Genomic DNA, 16,005 nt, shown 5'->3' on the forward strand with positions numbered 1-16,005 from the left:
AAACCGACGCTTGGTCGACCTATCCCGTTTCACTAGTCCGGACCTACCTCAGTATGGTCACGTCATACCCGCGCACAATGGCGTCAACCACGTTCCCGGTGCTACCAGTGAACGCAGAGTGAAAAGCAACGGAACCGGCCCACGAGCCGGCAGTTGCGGGACAAGGTCGGCGGCGTAGCGCCCGCCGGCCTCCTCCTGATCGAACGGCGCGATGCCGCAGCAATTGGTGTCTACTGCCACACCTGGCTCAGGGAGCACGCCATGAGAAACATCGCCGAGCTCCTGGTGCGGTTTTGGCAAGGGAGCCAGCCCGCGTCCAATCCTGAGGTTGCGGCGATGGCCGAAAACCAGAATCGATCCAGCATGGCCGATTTTGTCCGCATCCTGCGCTTCTACGATCAGGACCAGTGGGGCGACCGCGTCAGCGCGTGATACGGTCGTCCGAGCAAATCAACGCTCAGGGCGTGGAGATCGCACCAAAGATCCCTTCAGGCAAACCGGAGTTAGTTGCAGACTGAGGACCGAAAACCGAGGACTGAATTACCGGACCTCGGCGATCTTCGGTCCAGAGGACAGCATCTGCGCGTTGGTTGCCAAGGGCCGGCTCGACGGCGCTGCCGGAAGCACGATCACTTTCGCCCCGACTTTCACCCGCTCGTAAAGATCCGCGACGTCCTCATTGGTCAGGCGGATGCAGCCGGACGAAACCCGCTTCCCGATCGTATCGGGCTTGTTGGTGCCGTGAATTCGATATTCGGTCTCGCCCAGATACATCGCCCGGGCGCCGAGCGGGTTGCCGGGACCGCCTGCCATAAACCGCGGCAGATAAGGCTGACGCAGAACCATCTCTGCAGGCGGACGCCAATCCGGCCATTCTGTTTTACGGGCCACAGTCTGTTCGCCGGACCATGCGAAACCTTCGCGGCCGACACCGATGCCGTAGCGCATCGCTTGCGTGTCGTTCAGAACCAAATAAAGGAATGTGTTCTTGGTATCGATGATCACGGTGCCCGGCGTCTGGCGGCTGGCGTAGTCAACCACCTGCCGGACAAATGCTCCGGGACCGTCAGCGGCTCTTGGTGGTTCGACCAGAGGCGTCGGGGCCGAAACCAGAGCCGCAGCTGGCGCTGATACATGAGCAGGATTCGACACGTAAACCGGAGTTGATGATGCCAGGGCTTCGTGCGCGGATGGCTTCCGTATCGGTTGCAGGCTCGCCGGACGAGACAGCAAGCCGTACCCTAATGCGGCGACGGCCACGGCGCCAATGGCAACTCTCGCGACCATCGGTAGTGCGAACGTCCCTGCCTTTCCACGTTTGGCCCGCTTACTCATGTCTTTCCCCAAGTCATTATGCCTTGAAGAGGTACCCGGCAAAATTTAAGAAACTTCGAAGCGATTTCGTTGGAACCATTAAACGTCGTTAACGCCAACTCTTGCCGGGGACCTCTCCGACCGTGCGCATCGGGGCGACAGGATCATTGGACCACAGCGTCGTGGCTGCGCGGCGCGAGAAATGAAGGCTCGATGTCTTCATAGGGGCAAGCTCCCAGTCGTTTCTTCCGGATCGTGATGGCGGGCCTTGGTGTCTTCGTCTACGATCCGGGTTCGTCGGATTTCGAAAGGCACCGCAGATGCGAACCATTGGCCTGATCGGCGGCATGAGCTGGGAGAGCACCGCGCTCTACTACAAGCTCATCAACGAGCGCGTCCGCGATCGCATGGGCAAGCTGCACTCGGCGCCGCTGTTGCTGTACTCCTACGACTTCCAGGCGATCAAGGAGATGCAATATGCCGGCCGCTGGGCGGAGGCGGCGGCGAGCCTGGCGGAGGTGGCCAAGCTGCTCGAAAGCGCAGGGGCCAGTGCGATCGTGCTGTGCACCAACACGATGCACAAGCTCGCGCCCGATATCGTGTCCAGCGTGAGCATTCCATTCATTCACATCGGCGACGCAACGGCGCAGCGCATTCGGGCAAAAGGATATCGGCGGGTCGGGCTGCTCGGCACCAAGTTCACGATGGAGGAGGATTTTTACATCGATCGTCTGCGCGCGCATGATCTCGAGGTCCTGGTTCCGCCCGCTGAGGCGCGCGCCGACGTGAACCGCATCATCTACGACGAGCTGTGCCTCGGGATCGTCGCCGCGCCCTCGCGCCGCCGCTATCAGGACGTGATGGCCGCGCTGGTCGGGCGCGGTGCAGAGTGCATCATCCTCGGCTGCACCGAGATCACGATGCTGGTGGGGGCCGCCGATACATCGGTCGAGACGTTCGACACGACGGCCATCCACGCGGAGACAGCGGCCGATTTCGCGATCGGGTGAAAGTGGTGTGGCTGGGTTTGGCGCTGGTTCAATTCGCCAATACCCCGAACCCAATCTCGTCAGGGAAGGCGCCGTCATCCTGGACGAATTCGGCCCAAAGTGGACAAACTCTTGCGTTACCAGCGCTCCGGCATCGTAACCGGGCATCCGGCCCAGGTGGTTCGACCATGCTCCGACTCCCTCCGCCGATTTGGACGTTGATCTACCTGGTCTTGTGCGCGGTGCTCAGTTGGTCGCTCGGCTGGCCGGCGCTTCCGGGCTTCCCGCTTCCGCTGCTGGGAGTGGCTTTGGTCGCCCTGGCGTTCATTGCTCCAGTCTGGGCTTTCGTTCTGTTCCGGCGTGAGGACACCGAGATCCAACCAACGTCGCCGACAAATCGCAAGCTGGTTACCAGCGGCCCCTACCAGTTCACGCGCAACCCGATGTATCTGGGCCTCGTGATTCTCGCTCTGGGCATCGCGATATGGGTCGGCGCCTGGCCCATGTTTATTGCGCCTGTCGCGGTGTTCGCGACGGCCAATTGGGTCCATATCCCGTTCGAGGAAGCCAAGATGCGCCGCCAGTTCCAAGCGGAGTATGACGACTACGTCGCGCGCGTGCGGCGCTGGGTGTGAGAGCAAGCTCGGATGGATAAAGCGAAAGCGAAACCCCATCGAACATCATCCTCGAGCTGCGACCGGCCGTCAGGCGATGGGTTTCGCAAGGGCTGCAGGCCGCGCGGTTGCGGCGGGCTTTTCTTGCCTGTCATTCTCGTCTCCGCGGTCTGGGCGGCCTTGGCATGCGCAAAGGACGTCCGAAGCACTTCCGGCGAGGCGGGACCGACTTTTTCGGATAGCGGCCCCAATGCTGATATTTACGGCGCGGCTTCCGGCTATCCAATCGGTACGCGGGCGACCACCACACAGCTTGACAAGCTCGTCGGGGTCTACAGCCATTTCGACGAGATCTACCCCGCGCGCCCGATCGGTCGCGCGGCGACGCCTTGGCAATTCAAACGCGCGCCGGAGCCATCGATCGCCTACAGCTTTGGCACGGAGCGGCTGAGCATCGCGGATTACCTCAAGCGCAACCCGGTGACAGGACTCCTGATCGCCAGGGACGACACCATCTTGTATGAGCACTATCAATATTCGCGGACCGATCACGACCGCTTTCTTTCGCAATCGATGGCCAAGACGCTGGTGTCCATGCTGGTCGGGATCGCGGTCTCGGAGGGACGGATCAAGTCGATCGACGACCTCGTCTCAACCTACGTCCCTGATCTTGCAGGAACGGAATATGGAAACACATCCATCCGAGCCTTGTTGAACATGTCGTCGGGCGTCGAGTTTTCGGAAGTCTATGACGGGCACGACGATATAGCCCGGCTTGGGCGCGCCCTTTTCGTCGAAGAGACAAAAGATCCCGCCGGCATCATCGCGCAATTCAATACCCGAACCGCACCGCCGGGTACCAGATGGCACTATGCAAGCGTGGAGACCGAGATATTAGGCTTGGTCCTGCGCTCCGCCACGGGCACGCCGGTTGCCGACTATCTCCACGACCGCATCTGGGATGCAATCGGCACCGAAGCGGATGCCTCGTGGGCGATCGACGGTAGCGGGCAAGAGATTGCTTTTTGCTGCTTCAACGCAACCTTGCGTGACTATGCGCGCCTGGCCCGGTTATTCGCACACGACGGCGCTTGGGAAGGTCGTCAGTTGATCCCCCGGCAGTGGCTGTTGGATGCCACGACCGTCAGACCGAGCGATGGCCATCTCGCTCCGCGGGTAGCCACACCCTATTTCGGCTACGGCTATCAGGTGTGGATACTCCCTGGCGAGCAGCGCAGATTTGCTCTGCTCGGCATACGCGGTCAGGTCATCCTGGTCGATCCAGCCTCGAAGCTCGTCATGGTGCACACTGCCGTTCGCCAGAAGCCGTCCGAGCCCGGAGCCCTCAGAGAACCGCTCGCGTTGTGGTTCGCGGTGCTTCAACAGTTCGGGCCATGATGATTTGGGCGCGTTGCATGACAGCAGCAACGCTCGTGAGATGGGGAGAGCGACCTGTCAGCCGTAGCTCAAGGAGCGAAGGCGGAAGCGAAGCCCGTCAAGCTTCGTCATTACAATCGAATCAAGTTGACCACTGCCATGATGCTATCATGCCGGTGTTTTGCCCGACGAGTCAAACGATATTCGTAAAAATCGAAAAAGTGCAATGCCGGCAAGGCGTCGGCTACTGTGCATGGGGTTGTTTTCGAGATTTGCGGTGTCCGGCCCCGGCGGGCCGGACCCTGATCGGCCTCAGCTATCCACCTTCAGCGCGGCAATGAAGGCTTCCTGCGGGATGTCGACCTTGCCGAACTGCCGCATCTTCTTCTTGCCTTCCTTCTGCTTCTCCAGAAGTTTGCGCTTACGCGTGATGTCGCCGCCATAGCACTTCGCGGTGACGTCCTTGCGCAGCGCGCGCACGGTCTCGCGCGCGATCACCTTGCCGCCGATCGCCGCCTGGATCGGGATCTGGAACATGTGCGGCGGGATCAGCTCCTTCATCTTCTCGACCATGGCGCGGCCGCGCCCCTCAGCGCGGGTGCGGTGGACCAGCATCGAGAGCGCATCGACCGGCTCGGCGTTGACAAGGATCTGCATCTTGACCAGGTCGGCCGCCTTGTAGTCGGTGAGATGATAGTCGAACGAGGCGTAGCCCTTGGAGACCGATTTGAGGCGGTCGTAAAAATCGAACACCACCTCGTTCAGCGGCAGATCGTATTTCACCATCGCGCGCGAGCCGACGTACGTCAGCTCCTTCTGCGAACCGCGGCGGTCCTGGCAGAGCTTCAGCACGCTGCCGAGATATTCGTCGGGGGTGAGGATCGTGGCTTCGATCCAGGGCTCCTGGATCTCCTCGATCTTGACCACGTCGGGCATGTCGACGGGATTGTGAATGGAGATTTCCTGCCCGTCGGTCAGGCGCATCTTGTAGATCACGCTCGGCGCGGTCGCGATCAGGTTGAGATCGAACTCGCGCGACAGACGTTCCTGGATGATCTCCAGATGCAACAGCCCGAGGAAGCCGCAGCGGAAACCGAAGCCGAGCGCGGCCGACGTTTCCATCTCGTAGGAGAAGCTGGCGTCGTTGAGGCGCAGCTTGCCCATCGCCGCGCGCAAGGTTTCGAAGTCATCGGCGTCCGCAGGGAATAGGCCGCAGAACACCACGGGAATGGCCGGCTTGAAGCCCGCCAGCATCTCGGTCACCGGCTTCTTGTCGTCGGTGATGGTGTCGCCGACGCGGGTGTCGGCGACTTCCTTGATCGCCGCGGTGATGAAGCCGATCTCGCCGGGGCCGAGCTCGTCGACCTGCGTCATTTTCGGCGTGAAGAAACCGACGCGCTCGATGTCGTAAGCAGCACCGGTGCCCATCATGCGCACGCGACTGCCCTTCTTCATGACGCCGTCGACGACGCGGATCAGCACGACCACGCCGAGATAGACGTCATACCAGCTGTCGACCAGCAGCGCCTTCAGGGTTGCATCGCGATCGCCCTTCGGCGGCGGCAGGCGGGTGACGATGGCTTCCAGCACATCGGGAACGCCGAGGCCGGTCTTGGCCGAGATCATCACGGCGTCGGAGGCGTCGATGCCGATGACGTCCTCGATCTGCTGCTTGACCTTCTCGGGCTCTGCGGCCGGAAGGTCGACCTTGTTCAGGACCGGAACGATCTCGTGCCCCGCGTCGAGCGCATGATAGACGTTGGCGAGTGTCTGCGCTTCGACGCCCTGGCTGGCGTCGACGACCAGCAGGGAACCCTCGCAGGCCGCCAGCGACCGTGAGACTTCGTAGGCGAAGTCGACATGGCCGGGCGTGTCCATCAGGTTGAAAATGTAATCCTTGCCGTCCTTGGCGCGGTAGGCGAGCCGCACCGTCTGCGCCTTGATGGTGATGCCGCGCTCGCGCTCGATATCCATGGAATCGAGCACCTGTTCCTTGCCCGCCATTTCGCGGTCGGAGAGGCCGCCGGTCATCTGGATCAGACGGTCGGCCAGCGTCGATTTGCCATGGTCGATATGGGCGACGATGGAGAAATTGCGGATGTTGGAAATGGGGACGGTCGTCATGGGCGCGGGATACCACTCACACCCCCGTGCGGCAACCATATTGCTGTATTTTCAGGGCCTTTCTTCACGCCAAGCTGATTCCACGCGAGCCCAAAACGCGCTACGCAACGCCGATGTCAACGACCTCGATCCCCTCCGCCCGGGCGCGCGCGAAGACCCGCCTCAGCTTTGACCGTTTCCGGGCCTGGCTGGTTGCCTACGCGACCCGCCCCTCAGCCCGGCTCTGGCTGGTGATCCAGCTCGCCATCCTGCATGCGGTGATCTGGACCTTCATCCTGATCAATCTCAAGGCGGCGCAGGACGTTCACATGGACGTCGCAGAAGCCTGGGGCTGGGGCCAGAAATTCCTGTGGGGCTACGGCAAGCATCCGCCGCTGTCGGGCTGGATCGCCGGGCTCTGGTTCAAGGTCTTCCCGGCGGCGGACTGGGCGACCTATGCCCTGGCGATGGCGACCGTCAGCGTCGGCATGGTGATCTGCTGGCTGGTCGCGTTGCGCGTCGTTGATCCGCGCCGCGCGTTCCTGGTCGTGGTAATGGTCGCGCTCTATCCGATCTTCAATTTCAAGGGTTTCAAGTACAACCCCGATCTGCTTCAGCTCGTCACTCTGCCGCTGGTCGTGCTCGCTTATCTCAACGCGTTCGAGAAGCGGAGCTGGCAGTCCGGAATCTGGCTCGGGCTCGCCGGCGCGCTGGCGCTGATGACCAAATACTGGGTGCTGACCATGATCGGCGCCATCGGCCTTGCCGCGCTGATCCATCCGGCGCGTATAAAATTCCTGCTGTCGCCGGCGCCGTGGGTCGCGATCGTGACGCTGCTGGTGGCGATGATCCCGCACATCGTCTGGCTTGCGGATGCGCATTTCGTGCCGCTGACCTATGCCGGCGACACCTACAGCATCGAGGATGCCGGCCAGGTGCGGCAGCTCGTGTTCGGCTATGTCCTGCACAACGCCGCGCTGCTGGCGCTGCCCGTGGCGCTCGCCGCACTTGCGATGGCGCTGGTGCCGCCTTGGCCGGCGCTGCTTGTGCGCGCGCCGTTGCGCATTGTCACGCGGGCCTGGGCGCGCGGCGCCAATTTGGGCGTCAACGTTTCCCAGGCGCTGAACATCTGGATCATCCAGATCATCGTCGCGGCCGGGCCGCCGCTCGGCGCGCTCGCGTTCTCCATCTACATGAAGACCGATTGGGGCATCTCGCTGTTCTTCCTGGTGCCGCTCGCACTGGTCGCGATTCCGGCGCTGCGGGTGCAGAGTGCCGTGCTGTTCAACATCACCGCGATCTGGCTGGTGCTCAGCGTCGCGACGCTTGTCGCGTCACCCTGGATCGCCGCACGCGAGATGGCGGTGAATTCGGACAACACGGCGACCTATGGCGCACGCTCGGAGCTCGCGCGCGAGCTGACGCAAGCCTGGCATTCGCGCTTCGCCTCGCGCTGGGCGATCGTTGCCGGCACCATGGAATCGATCCAGCCGATGGTGTTCTACAGCCCCGATCATCCGGCGGCGTTCACGCCGAACGAAGCGTGGGGGTCCGGGCTGACGTCACTCGACGACGTCAAGAAGTACGGCTTTATCGGCGTGTTCGATCCGACCGATGGCCGCCTGCCCGCATTCGAAAAATGGGTGTCCGAAATCGCGCCGAACGCCGAGCGCATGGTGATGACGACGCGCCGCTTCACCCACGGCAAGGCCGGCCCGTCGATGACGTGGAACGTCTACATCGCCCCGCCAGAGAAGTGAGCGAGGGGCCTAAACCCCTTCCTCGTTGAACTTGCTTTCAACGAGCTCGGTGATCGCCGCAAGCGCGGCTTCCGCATCGGCGCCGGCGGCGGCGACCGTGATCGTCGTGCCCGGTCCGGCCGCGAGCATCATCAGGCCCATGATCGAGGTGCCGCCGACGGTTTCGCCGCCGCGCGTCACCCACACCTGCGCGGTGAAGCGCTCGACCGCCTGGACGAATTTCGCCGAGGCGCGCGCATGCAGGCCGCGCTTGTTGATGATCAGGAGCTCTTTGGAGATCGCACCCGCGGGCACGCCTGTCCCCGCTTGCGGCGCGTCGTCACTCATTTGCCGGCGAGCACCCGGCTGGCGATGGTGACGTATTTGCGGCCGGCTTCCTGGGCCATCGCGATTGCGTCGGGCAGTGGACGCTCCTCGCGCACCTTGGCGAGCTTCACAAGCATCGGCAGGTTGATGCCCGCGAGCACTTCGACCTTGGGCCGGCTCATGCAGGATATCGCAAGGTTCGACGGAGTGCCGCCGAACATGTCGGTGAGGATCGCAACGCCATCGCCGGAATCGACGCGGTTAACCGCCTCGATGATGTCGCTTCGGCAGAGATCGGAATCGTCTTCGGCACCGATCGTAATCGCTTCGATTTGCTTTTGTGGGCCCATGACATGCTCAAGCGCTGCCTTGAATTCGTCGGCAAGGCGCCCGTGGGTCACAAGTACTAGACCAATCATCGGAAAACTCCCGCGGGCGCTTTTGGTGCACCGCACGAACGCGCCACTTTGACCATCCAGAGCCCCCGCGCAAGGGGGGATGTTGCGTATCTCCCTAAATCTAGACGGATGGATAAGGGGAGCTGCGCCGGTCTACTCGGTCGCGAGTGTGGGGTTCATATGGTTACAATTTCCCTTCAAACAATCGCCTGAAGGATTAGCTGGAGATTAACTCTTGGTAGTGGTCAAGGCTGCGACAACCAAGGGGAGCGGTGAATCGCCGCGCCTGACCGGGATTCGCGGTATTTCGACACCCAAAATGGTGGTTTTCAGCGATTCCGACGGCGGCAGCCGTTCGGCGTCGTCGGCGTCCAGATCGACCACGAGGCCGACGGTCGCATGCTCCGCGAAGTCGCAGCGGCGGATGCCAAGCCCGCGAATCTCGATCAGGCCGGCCAGGAGAGGGGCGGGACGAACCGAAATTTCGTGGCCGACTGTCGCCAGATGGACACGGTCGTCGCCGACCAGGACGGCGCTTTCGACCACGCCTGAGCGCCCCGCCATGATCAAATCGAAGGCAAGGCGCGACTTACCGGCGCCCGAGGGCCCGCGGATCAGCACCGCCAGAGGGCCGACCTTGACCGCGGAGGCGTGAACGCTCGGCCCGCCGTCGCTCATAGCGCCGGCAGCCTCACCACGAAGCGCGCGCCGGCAACCGTCGGCGCCCCGTCTTCATCAGCGGGGCCGGCGCGATTCTCCGCCCAAATGCGTCCGCCGTGCGCATCGACGATCTGCTTGGAGATCGACAGGCCAAGGCCGGAATTCTGGCCGAAGCCTTGATGCGGCCGGTCGGTGTAGAAGCGCTCGAAGATGCGCTCCAGCGCGTCGTCGCGGATGCCGGGGCCGTCGTCGTCGACCACGATCTCGATCTCGCCGCGGACGCGGCGGCAGGTCAGGCGCACCTTGCTGCCGGCTTCCGAGAACGATTGTGCGTTGGAGAGCAGGTTGGAGACTACCTGCCCGAGCCGCGAATCATGGCCCGTGACCGCGAAAATGTCGGTCGGGCTGCGGCCCTCGAAGCGTGCCTCGACGGCGACGTCGTGGCCGAGCTTGGTTTCATTGGCGACCGCAACGAGCGTGCCCAGGAGCCGCCTCAGATCGACCGGGATCGCATCCTGCCGCTGCAATTCGGCATCGAGCCGGCTCGCATCGGAGATGTCCGAGATCAGGCGGTCGAGCCGCTTGACGTCGTGCTCGATCACCTCGAGCAGGCGGGCCCGGCTGTTCTCGTTGCGCGCCAACGGCATCGTCTCGACCGCGGAGCGCAGCGAGGTCAGAGGGTTCTTCAGCTCGTGGGCGACGTCGGCGGCGAACATCTCGATCGCTTCGATCCGCTTGTAGAGCGCGCTGGTCATATCGCGTAGCGCGCCGGAGAGATGGCCGATCTCGTCGCGGCGGCGGGTGAAGTCGGGAATCTCGACGCGGGTCTTGATCCGGCGGCGGACCCGCTCGGCGCTGTCGGCGAGCCGGCGCACGGGGCCTGCGATCGTGCTCGCGAGCAGCAGCGACAGCATGATCATGACCGCGGCAGCGACGCCGCCGACTTTCAGGATCGCGAGGCGCTCGGCCGTGACCATCTGATCGATTTCGTCGCCCTGCGTCGACAGCATCAGCGCGCCATGGATGGCGCGCGCGCGCTGCACGGGGACCGCAACCGAGACAATCACCTCGCCGCGCGCATTGACCCGGACCATGGAGCGCTTCTGGCCCTGGAGCGCATCGGCGACTTCAACATAGCCATTGCCGTTTTCGCGCCCGAGTTCGCGATAGAGCGGAAGGTCGCCGCGATTCAGCCAGGTCCGGGTCGCGACCATGGCGCGCTCGACCAGCCCGGGTTTCTCGGACGGTGGCGGCAGCGGAAAGGCCCTGAGAACGTCGAGGTCACGGCTGTCGAGCAACACCGAACCGTTGGGATCGAAAATCCGAGCGCGGGTCTTGGTCGGCGAGATCAGCGTGCGCAACACCGGCGCCACGCGCTCGGGATTGATCGGAAAATCCAGCGAATCGTCGGGCCCGCCATAGCTCTCACCCAGTTTCAGGTCGAGCAGCCGCTCGGGGTCGACGGTGATCGCATTGGTCTGCACCGTCGCCGAGGCGCCGATGGCGCCGGCGATGATTTCGGCCTGCACCAGCAGGCTTTGCGCGCGCGCGTCGATCAGGCCGGCGCGGAACTGCGACAGATAGAGGATGCTCGCGACCAGGGCGACAAGGCCTGCGAGGTTGAGCGAGACGATGCGGCGGGTCAGGCTCGAGAAGGACAACGCGAAGAAGAACTGGCCGGCGCGCTTGAGCCAGTTCAGCGGCCCCCAGCCTCGCGCGACCGGCTTGTCCTCATGCTCCGAGGCGCCGTGGGCGGTAACGTCCTCGGCGTTCGAACTCGGATCAGGCTGCGTTCGGTCAAGCAATGCTTACGCCCGCGTTAGGACAGCTCGTGCGACGGTCCCCGCATCCTAGAGCATGCCCGGTTCCGATGGAATCAGAACCGGCGCAGCCCTCATCTGTCGTGAAGGCGCGTGCGCCTCAGGCTTCCTTGAAGCGATAGCCGACGCCGTAAAGCGTCTCGATCATCTCGAAATCGTTGTCGACCACCTTGAACTTCTTGCGCAGCCGCTTGATGTGGCTGTCGATGGTGCGGTCGTCGACATAGACTTGGTCGTCATAGGCGGCGTCCATCAGCGCGTTGCGGCTCTTGACCACGCCGGGCCGTGTCGCCAGTGCCTGGAGGATGAGGAATTCGGTGACCGTCAGCGTCACCGGCTCGTTCTTCCAGGTGCAGGTATGCCGTTCCGGATCCATGCGCAGCAGGCCGCGGTCGAGCGCCTTGGCATCGTTCTCCTTCGGTGCGACGGTCGGATCCTTCGGCGCCGAGCGGCGCAGTACGGCCTTGACGCGTTCGACCAGCAGGCGCTGCGAGAACGGTTTGCGGATGAAATCGTCGGCGCCCATCTTGAGACCGAACAGCTCGTCGATCTCCTCGTCCTTGGAGGTCAGGAAGATTACCGGCAGGTCGGATTTCTGCCTGAGACGGCGCAGCGTCTCCATGCCGTCCATGCGCGGCATCTTGATATCGAGGATGGCGAGATCGGGCTGGGTGGTGCGGAAACCGTCAAGCGCGGAGGCGCCGTCGGTGTAGGTCATGATGCGGTAGCCTTCGGCTTCCAGCGCGATCGAGACGGATGTGAGAATGTTGCGGTCGTCGTCGACCAAAGCGATTGTGGGCATGAGCCTCTGCTTTCTGCTTTCCGTTTGGGTCGTGGCTTAAACGGCGAGCAATCCAGTGATGCGCCGCATACATGATGGGTGCCGAATTTGGCGTTCGAACCTTGTCACCGAGCAATGCAAGCTGGGCTGAAGTGTGACCAAGTTCCACGAAACACGGCGGATTCGCCGCATATCGACCCATAACCGGGCCCCCGTTTACCCGAAAAACGGCCCGCCTTGCAACCACCTGAGCCGAGAAAGCCAATGCAACCGCCCCCCGATTTTGACGCCGGAAAGCTCGCCAAGTCGCTGCTCAGGCGGTCGCGGCAGGGTGCGCTCGCTACGCTCATGCCGGGCAGCGGCGATCCCTACTGTTCCCTGGTCAATCTGGCCAGCCACCCCGACGGCTCGCCGATCCTGCTGATCTCCCGATTGGCGGTTCATACCAAGAACATCCTCGCAGACGGCCGGGTTTCCCTGATGCTGGATGAGCGCTCCGCCGGCGATCCGCTGGAAGGCGCCCGGATCATGCTGTCCGGCCGGGCCGAACAGGCCGAGGACGAGAAGGATCTGCTTCAGCGGCGGTATCTCAATGCCCATCCGGCGGCGGAAGCCTTTGTCTCATTTAAGGATTTTGCCTTCTTCCGGATCCGGCCTGCGGGAACCCATCTGGTCGCAGGCTTTGGCCGGATCGTCGATCTCAAGCCGGAGCAGTTCCTCACGGACCTCGCCGGCGCCGAGGACCTGCTGGCGGCGGAGGAGGGGGCGGTCGAGCACATGAACGCCGACCACCGTGACGCCATGGACTTGTACGCAACAAGGCTGCTCGGCGCGGCCGCGGGCGACTGGCGCTGCACCGGCTGCGACCCCGAAGGCCTCGACATGCAGGACGGCCAGACCGCGCTGCGGCTGGATTTTCCGGAGCGGGTGAGCAACGGCACGGCGCTGCGCAAGATGTTGGTCCGTCTGGTGGGCGAAGCGCGTGCGAAGACGGACTAACCCGCAATAGTTTGAACGTTGCCTCCCATCGCTGCGACCCAAGATCGTGATCGGTCTGAGATTGGCAGCGAGAGGGTTCATGACGCGTCGTTTGGCATTGGTCGCGGGCCTGGCGCTCGCGATCACTGCATCGCTGGCCACGCCGGGCCTTGCCCAGAAGGGCAATCTCGCGACGGAGAGCGCCAGGATCAACGAGCTCACCAAGGCCGGCAGATATTCGGAAGCGCTTCCCCTGGCGCAGGCGTTGGCCGCGAGCCTGGAGAAGAGCGACAATGGTCGCGAACTTGCGGCCGCATTGAACAATCTCGGTCAGGTCCATGCCGGTCAGGGCCGGGACGACCTCGCCGAGCCGCTCTACAAGCGTTCGATTGCATTGATGGAGAAGTCGCTTGGTCTCGACAACGCACTGGTCGCGGCCGAACTGACCAATCTCGCCGCGCTGTATCAGCGGCAGAGCCGCTTTGCCGAGGCCGAGCCGCTGTTCAAGCGCGCGCTGGCCGTCCGGGAAAGGAGCTTGTCGCGCGAGCATCCCGATGTCGGCCAGGCTCTCAACAATCTGGCCACGCTCTATGTCCGGCAGCAGCGCCAGGCCGAAGCCGAACCGCTGTTTCAGCGCGCGCTCGCGATCTACCAGAAGGCCGCCGGGCCCGAGCATCCTGCGGTCGCCACGGTCCTGAACAACATGGGCCAGGTCGATCGCGACCTCGGTCGCGACGCCGATGCCGAAGCGCCGATCAAGCGCTCGCTTGCGATCCGGGAAAAAGCGCTGGGGCCCGATCATCCCGACGTCGCGCGGTCCCTCAACAATCTCGCCGGCCTCTACGAGCACCGGCAGCGCTACGCCGATGCCGAACCGCTGTATCGCCGCGCGCTCGCCATCCGCGAGCGTGCGCTTGGGCCGGATCATCCGGATGTTGCGACATCCACCAGCAATCTTGCCTATTTCCTCTTTGTGTCCGGGCGAACTGCGGACGCGTTGCCGCTCGCGGAAAAAACGCTTGCGAACGACCGCGCGCAATTGCGCGTGGTGCTGCCGATCCTGCTTGCGGCGCGCCAGCAATCGCTGCTGCCGCAAGACAAGGCGCTGGACGAGGCGCTCGCCGCGATCCAGCGCGGCACGCAATCCTCCGCCGCATCGGCCGTGAACAAGCTCGCGGTGCGGCTCGCCGCCGGCAGCGACCGTCTCGCCGAGCTGGTGCGCAAGGACCAGGATCTGGGAGCCGAATCCGAGGCGCTGGACAAAGCGATCATCGCGGCCGTGTCGAAGCCGTCGGCGCAGCGCGACGTCGCCGCCGAGCAGCGCAGCCGCGCGCGGATCGCGGCCATCACAAGCGAGCGCGCCGGCTTGCAGAAGACGCTCGCCATTGAATTCCCCGACTATTCCTCACTCTCCAACCCGCTGCCGGTGACGGTCAAGGACGTCCAGCCCCTGCTGTCGGCCGACGAGGCGATGGTGGTCTATTCCGTCGTCGACAAGCGCAGCTATGTCATCGCCATCACGCGCGAGGGCGCCGACTGGAAGGAAATTCCGCTTGGCGCAGACGCGCTGGCGCAGAAGGTCACGGCGTTCCGCCGAGGTCTCGATGTCGGCAAGGCGCGCGATGGCTCCGGCAAATCCGGCTTGTTCGATCTCGCGCTCGCCAACGAGCTCTATCTCACGCTGCTCGGCCCGGTCGAGGCGCTGACCAGGGACAAGCGCAGCCTGCTCACAGTGCCGTCGGGCGCGCTCACTGCGCTGCCGTTTCATCTGCTCGTCACGGAGACACCGCAAGCTGCGATCCCGGAGACGCTCGAAGGCTATCGCAGCGCCGCCTGGCTGCTGCGGCGTCAAGCTGTCTCGGTGCTGCCATCGCTGGTCAGCCTGAAATCGCTGCGCGCCTTTGCGCGCAGGGATCAGGGCGTCAAGCCGATGACCGGCTTTGGCGATCCCGTGTTCAATCCGGCCGAGCGCGGTCCCGCCGATCGCCGCGCTGCAAGCGGCACGGTTGCCGCGCGCAGCATCGTGACGTCAGCCTATACCGATTTCTGGCGCGGCGCCGGCGTCGATCGCACGCGGCTTGCGCAGGCGCTGCCGCAACTGCCCGATACTGCAGACGAGCTGAATGCCGTGGCGAAAGATGTCGGTGCGACTGATGCCGACATTCATCTCGGCCGCGATGCCAGCGAAACGACGCTCAAGCGTGCACCGCTTGCTCAATACAGCATCATCTACTTTGCGACCCACGGCCTCGTCGCCGGCGACATCAAGGGTGTGGGCGAGCCATCGCTTGCGCTCTCGATTCCCGATCAGCCCTCGGAGCTCGATGATGGCCTGCTCACGGCGAGCGAAGTCGCCCAGCTCAAGCTCAATGCCGATTGGGTCGTGCTGTCGGCCTGCAACACGATCGCCGGCGACAAGCCGGGCGCCCTTCTTCTATGCCGGTGCGCGCGCGCTCTTGGTTTCGCACTGGGCCAGTGGATTCGGTGGCTGCCACCCGCTTGACCACTTCGACTTTCGATCTGCTCAAAAACGAACCAAAAATCGGCAGAGCCGAAGCTCTGCGGCGCGCGATGTTAACGTACGTTGATGACACCTCGTCGCCCCGCAATGCCTACCCCGCGATATGGGGGCCGTTCGCGCTGATCGGTGAAGGCGCGGTACAATAGACCGGCGCAGCATTGTGCGTCGCAAAACACCTGACAACGTCGAAACACGCGTTTGGTTGCGCGATCATTCGTGATTTTTGCATTGGCTTGCTCAGAGCTGACATGCGCGACGTTTGGCGCGGTCCTTGAATAAACCAAATCCTGCGGGATCGGCTTGGCAACGTCAGCGTTCATCAGTATTAGGTCGTCCAACCGAGGCCGACGGCCTGTAATTCACGGTGACCGCGATGGCGCCAAG

At 63.5% G+C, this 16,005-nt stretch carries 13 protein-coding genes and 1 pseudogene; 7 read left to right on the top strand and 7 right to left on the bottom strand.

All coding sequences use genetic code 11. From position 1 onward, the window contains the following. Positions 1-153: 153 nt before the first annotated feature. Positions 154-432, top strand: a complete 279-nt coding sequence (locus ACP2YP_RS03810; RefSeq protein ID WP_426422376.1) for a hypothetical protein — start codon at positions 154-156, stop codon at positions 430-432. Between the two features lie 108 nt (positions 433-540). Here ACP2YP_RS03810 and ACP2YP_RS03815 read toward each other — a convergent pair whose 3' ends face one another. Then, the gene (locus ACP2YP_RS03815) at positions 541-1,335 is read right to left on the bottom strand and encodes a L,D-transpeptidase (protein ID WP_426422378.1); all 795 of its coding nucleotides are present in this window, start codon (positions 1,333-1,335) and stop codon (positions 541-543) included. Positions 1,336-1,634: 299 nt separating this feature from the next. Here ACP2YP_RS03815 and ACP2YP_RS03820 point away from each other — a divergent pair, with 299 nt between their 5' ends. The 3 genes from ACP2YP_RS03820 to ACP2YP_RS03830 all read left to right on the top strand — a co-directional run bounded on the left by ACP2YP_RS03820 (position 1,635) and on the right by ACP2YP_RS03830 (position 4,315). After that, complete coding sequence (locus tag ACP2YP_RS03820) at positions 1,635-2,324, top strand: aspartate/glutamate racemase family protein (protein ID WP_426422380.1); 690 nt, start codon at positions 1,635-1,637, stop codon at positions 2,322-2,324. Positions 2,325-2,521: 197 nt separating this feature from the next. Continuing rightward, a complete protein-coding gene (locus ACP2YP_RS03825; protein WP_426422381.1) occupies positions 2,522-2,938 on the top strand; it encodes a methyltransferase family protein in 417 nt (138 codons plus the stop codon). A 123-nt stretch (positions 2,939-3,061) separates the two neighbouring features. Beyond that, the gene (locus ACP2YP_RS03830) at positions 3,062-4,315 is read left to right on the top strand and encodes a serine hydrolase domain-containing protein (RefSeq protein WP_426422383.1); all 1,254 of its coding nucleotides are present in this window, start codon (positions 3,062-3,064) and stop codon (positions 4,313-4,315) included. 291 nt (positions 4,316-4,606) lie between these two features. Here the strand turns inward: ACP2YP_RS03830 and lepA are convergent, their stop codons facing one another. Further along, positions 4,607-6,418, bottom strand: a complete 1,812-nt coding sequence (lepA, locus tag ACP2YP_RS03835) for a translation elongation factor 4 (protein WP_426422385.1) — start codon at positions 6,416-6,418, stop codon at positions 4,607-4,609. 113 nt (positions 6,419-6,531) lie between these two features. Here lepA and ACP2YP_RS03840 point away from each other — a divergent pair, with 113 nt between their 5' ends. Further along, positions 6,532-8,157 carry a glycosyltransferase family 39 protein gene (locus ACP2YP_RS03840; protein ID WP_426422387.1) on the top strand — a complete coding sequence of 542 codons (1,626 nt, stop codon included), beginning with the start codon at positions 6,532-6,534 and terminating at the stop codon, positions 8,155-8,157. Between the two features lie 9 nt (positions 8,158-8,166). On the opposite strand, the gene ACP2YP_RS03845 is transcribed toward ACP2YP_RS03840, so the two are convergent. From ACP2YP_RS03845 to ACP2YP_RS03865, 5 genes are all read right to left on the bottom strand, one after another. Next, positions 8,167-8,484 carry an HPr family phosphocarrier protein gene (locus ACP2YP_RS03845; protein ID WP_426422388.1) on the bottom strand — a complete coding sequence of 106 codons (318 nt, stop codon included), beginning with the start codon at positions 8,482-8,484 and terminating at the stop codon, positions 8,167-8,169. After that, complete coding sequence (locus ACP2YP_RS03850; protein ID WP_007597752.1) at positions 8,481-8,882, bottom strand: PTS sugar transporter subunit IIA; 402 nt, start codon at positions 8,880-8,882, stop codon at positions 8,481-8,483. Before ACP2YP_RS03850 ends, ACP2YP_RS03845 begins: the two co-directional genes overlap by 4 nt. 207 nt (positions 8,883-9,089) lie before the next feature. Then, a complete protein-coding gene (locus ACP2YP_RS03855) occupies positions 9,090-9,539 on the bottom strand; it encodes an HPr kinase/phosphorylase (protein ID WP_426422390.1) in 450 nt (149 codons plus the stop codon). After that, positions 9,536-11,326 (bottom strand): stimulus-sensing domain-containing protein, encoded by a 1,791-nt coding sequence (locus ACP2YP_RS03860; RefSeq protein WP_426422392.1) that lies wholly within the window; start codon positions 11,324-11,326, stop codon positions 9,536-9,538. The genes ACP2YP_RS03855 and ACP2YP_RS03860 overlap by 4 nt, the downstream gene beginning before the upstream one ends. A gap of 115 nt (positions 11,327-11,441) precedes the next feature. Then, positions 11,442-12,143 (bottom strand): response regulator transcription factor, encoded by a 702-nt coding sequence (locus ACP2YP_RS03865; RefSeq protein WP_027535781.1) that lies wholly within the window; start codon positions 12,141-12,143, stop codon positions 11,442-11,444. A 243-nt stretch (positions 12,144-12,386) separates the two neighbouring features. Here ACP2YP_RS03865 and ACP2YP_RS03870 point away from each other — a divergent pair, with 243 nt between their 5' ends. Together ACP2YP_RS03870 and ACP2YP_RS03875 are read left to right on the top strand one after the other, a co-directional pair. Continuing rightward, positions 12,387-13,121, top strand: coding sequence for a HugZ family protein (locus ACP2YP_RS03870; RefSeq protein ID WP_426426463.1), 735 nt, complete (start codon positions 12,387-12,389; stop codon positions 13,119-13,121). A gap of 79 nt (positions 13,122-13,200) precedes the next feature. Beyond that, positions 13,201-15,767 (top strand): annotated as a pseudogene (locus ACP2YP_RS03875) (CHAT domain-containing protein). Positions 15,768-16,005 lie beyond the last annotated feature (238 nt).

It is taken from the genome of Bradyrhizobium genosp. A (assembly GCF_049949275.1).
Classification (GTDB): domain Bacteria; phylum Pseudomonadota; class Alphaproteobacteria; order Rhizobiales; family Xanthobacteraceae; genus Bradyrhizobium.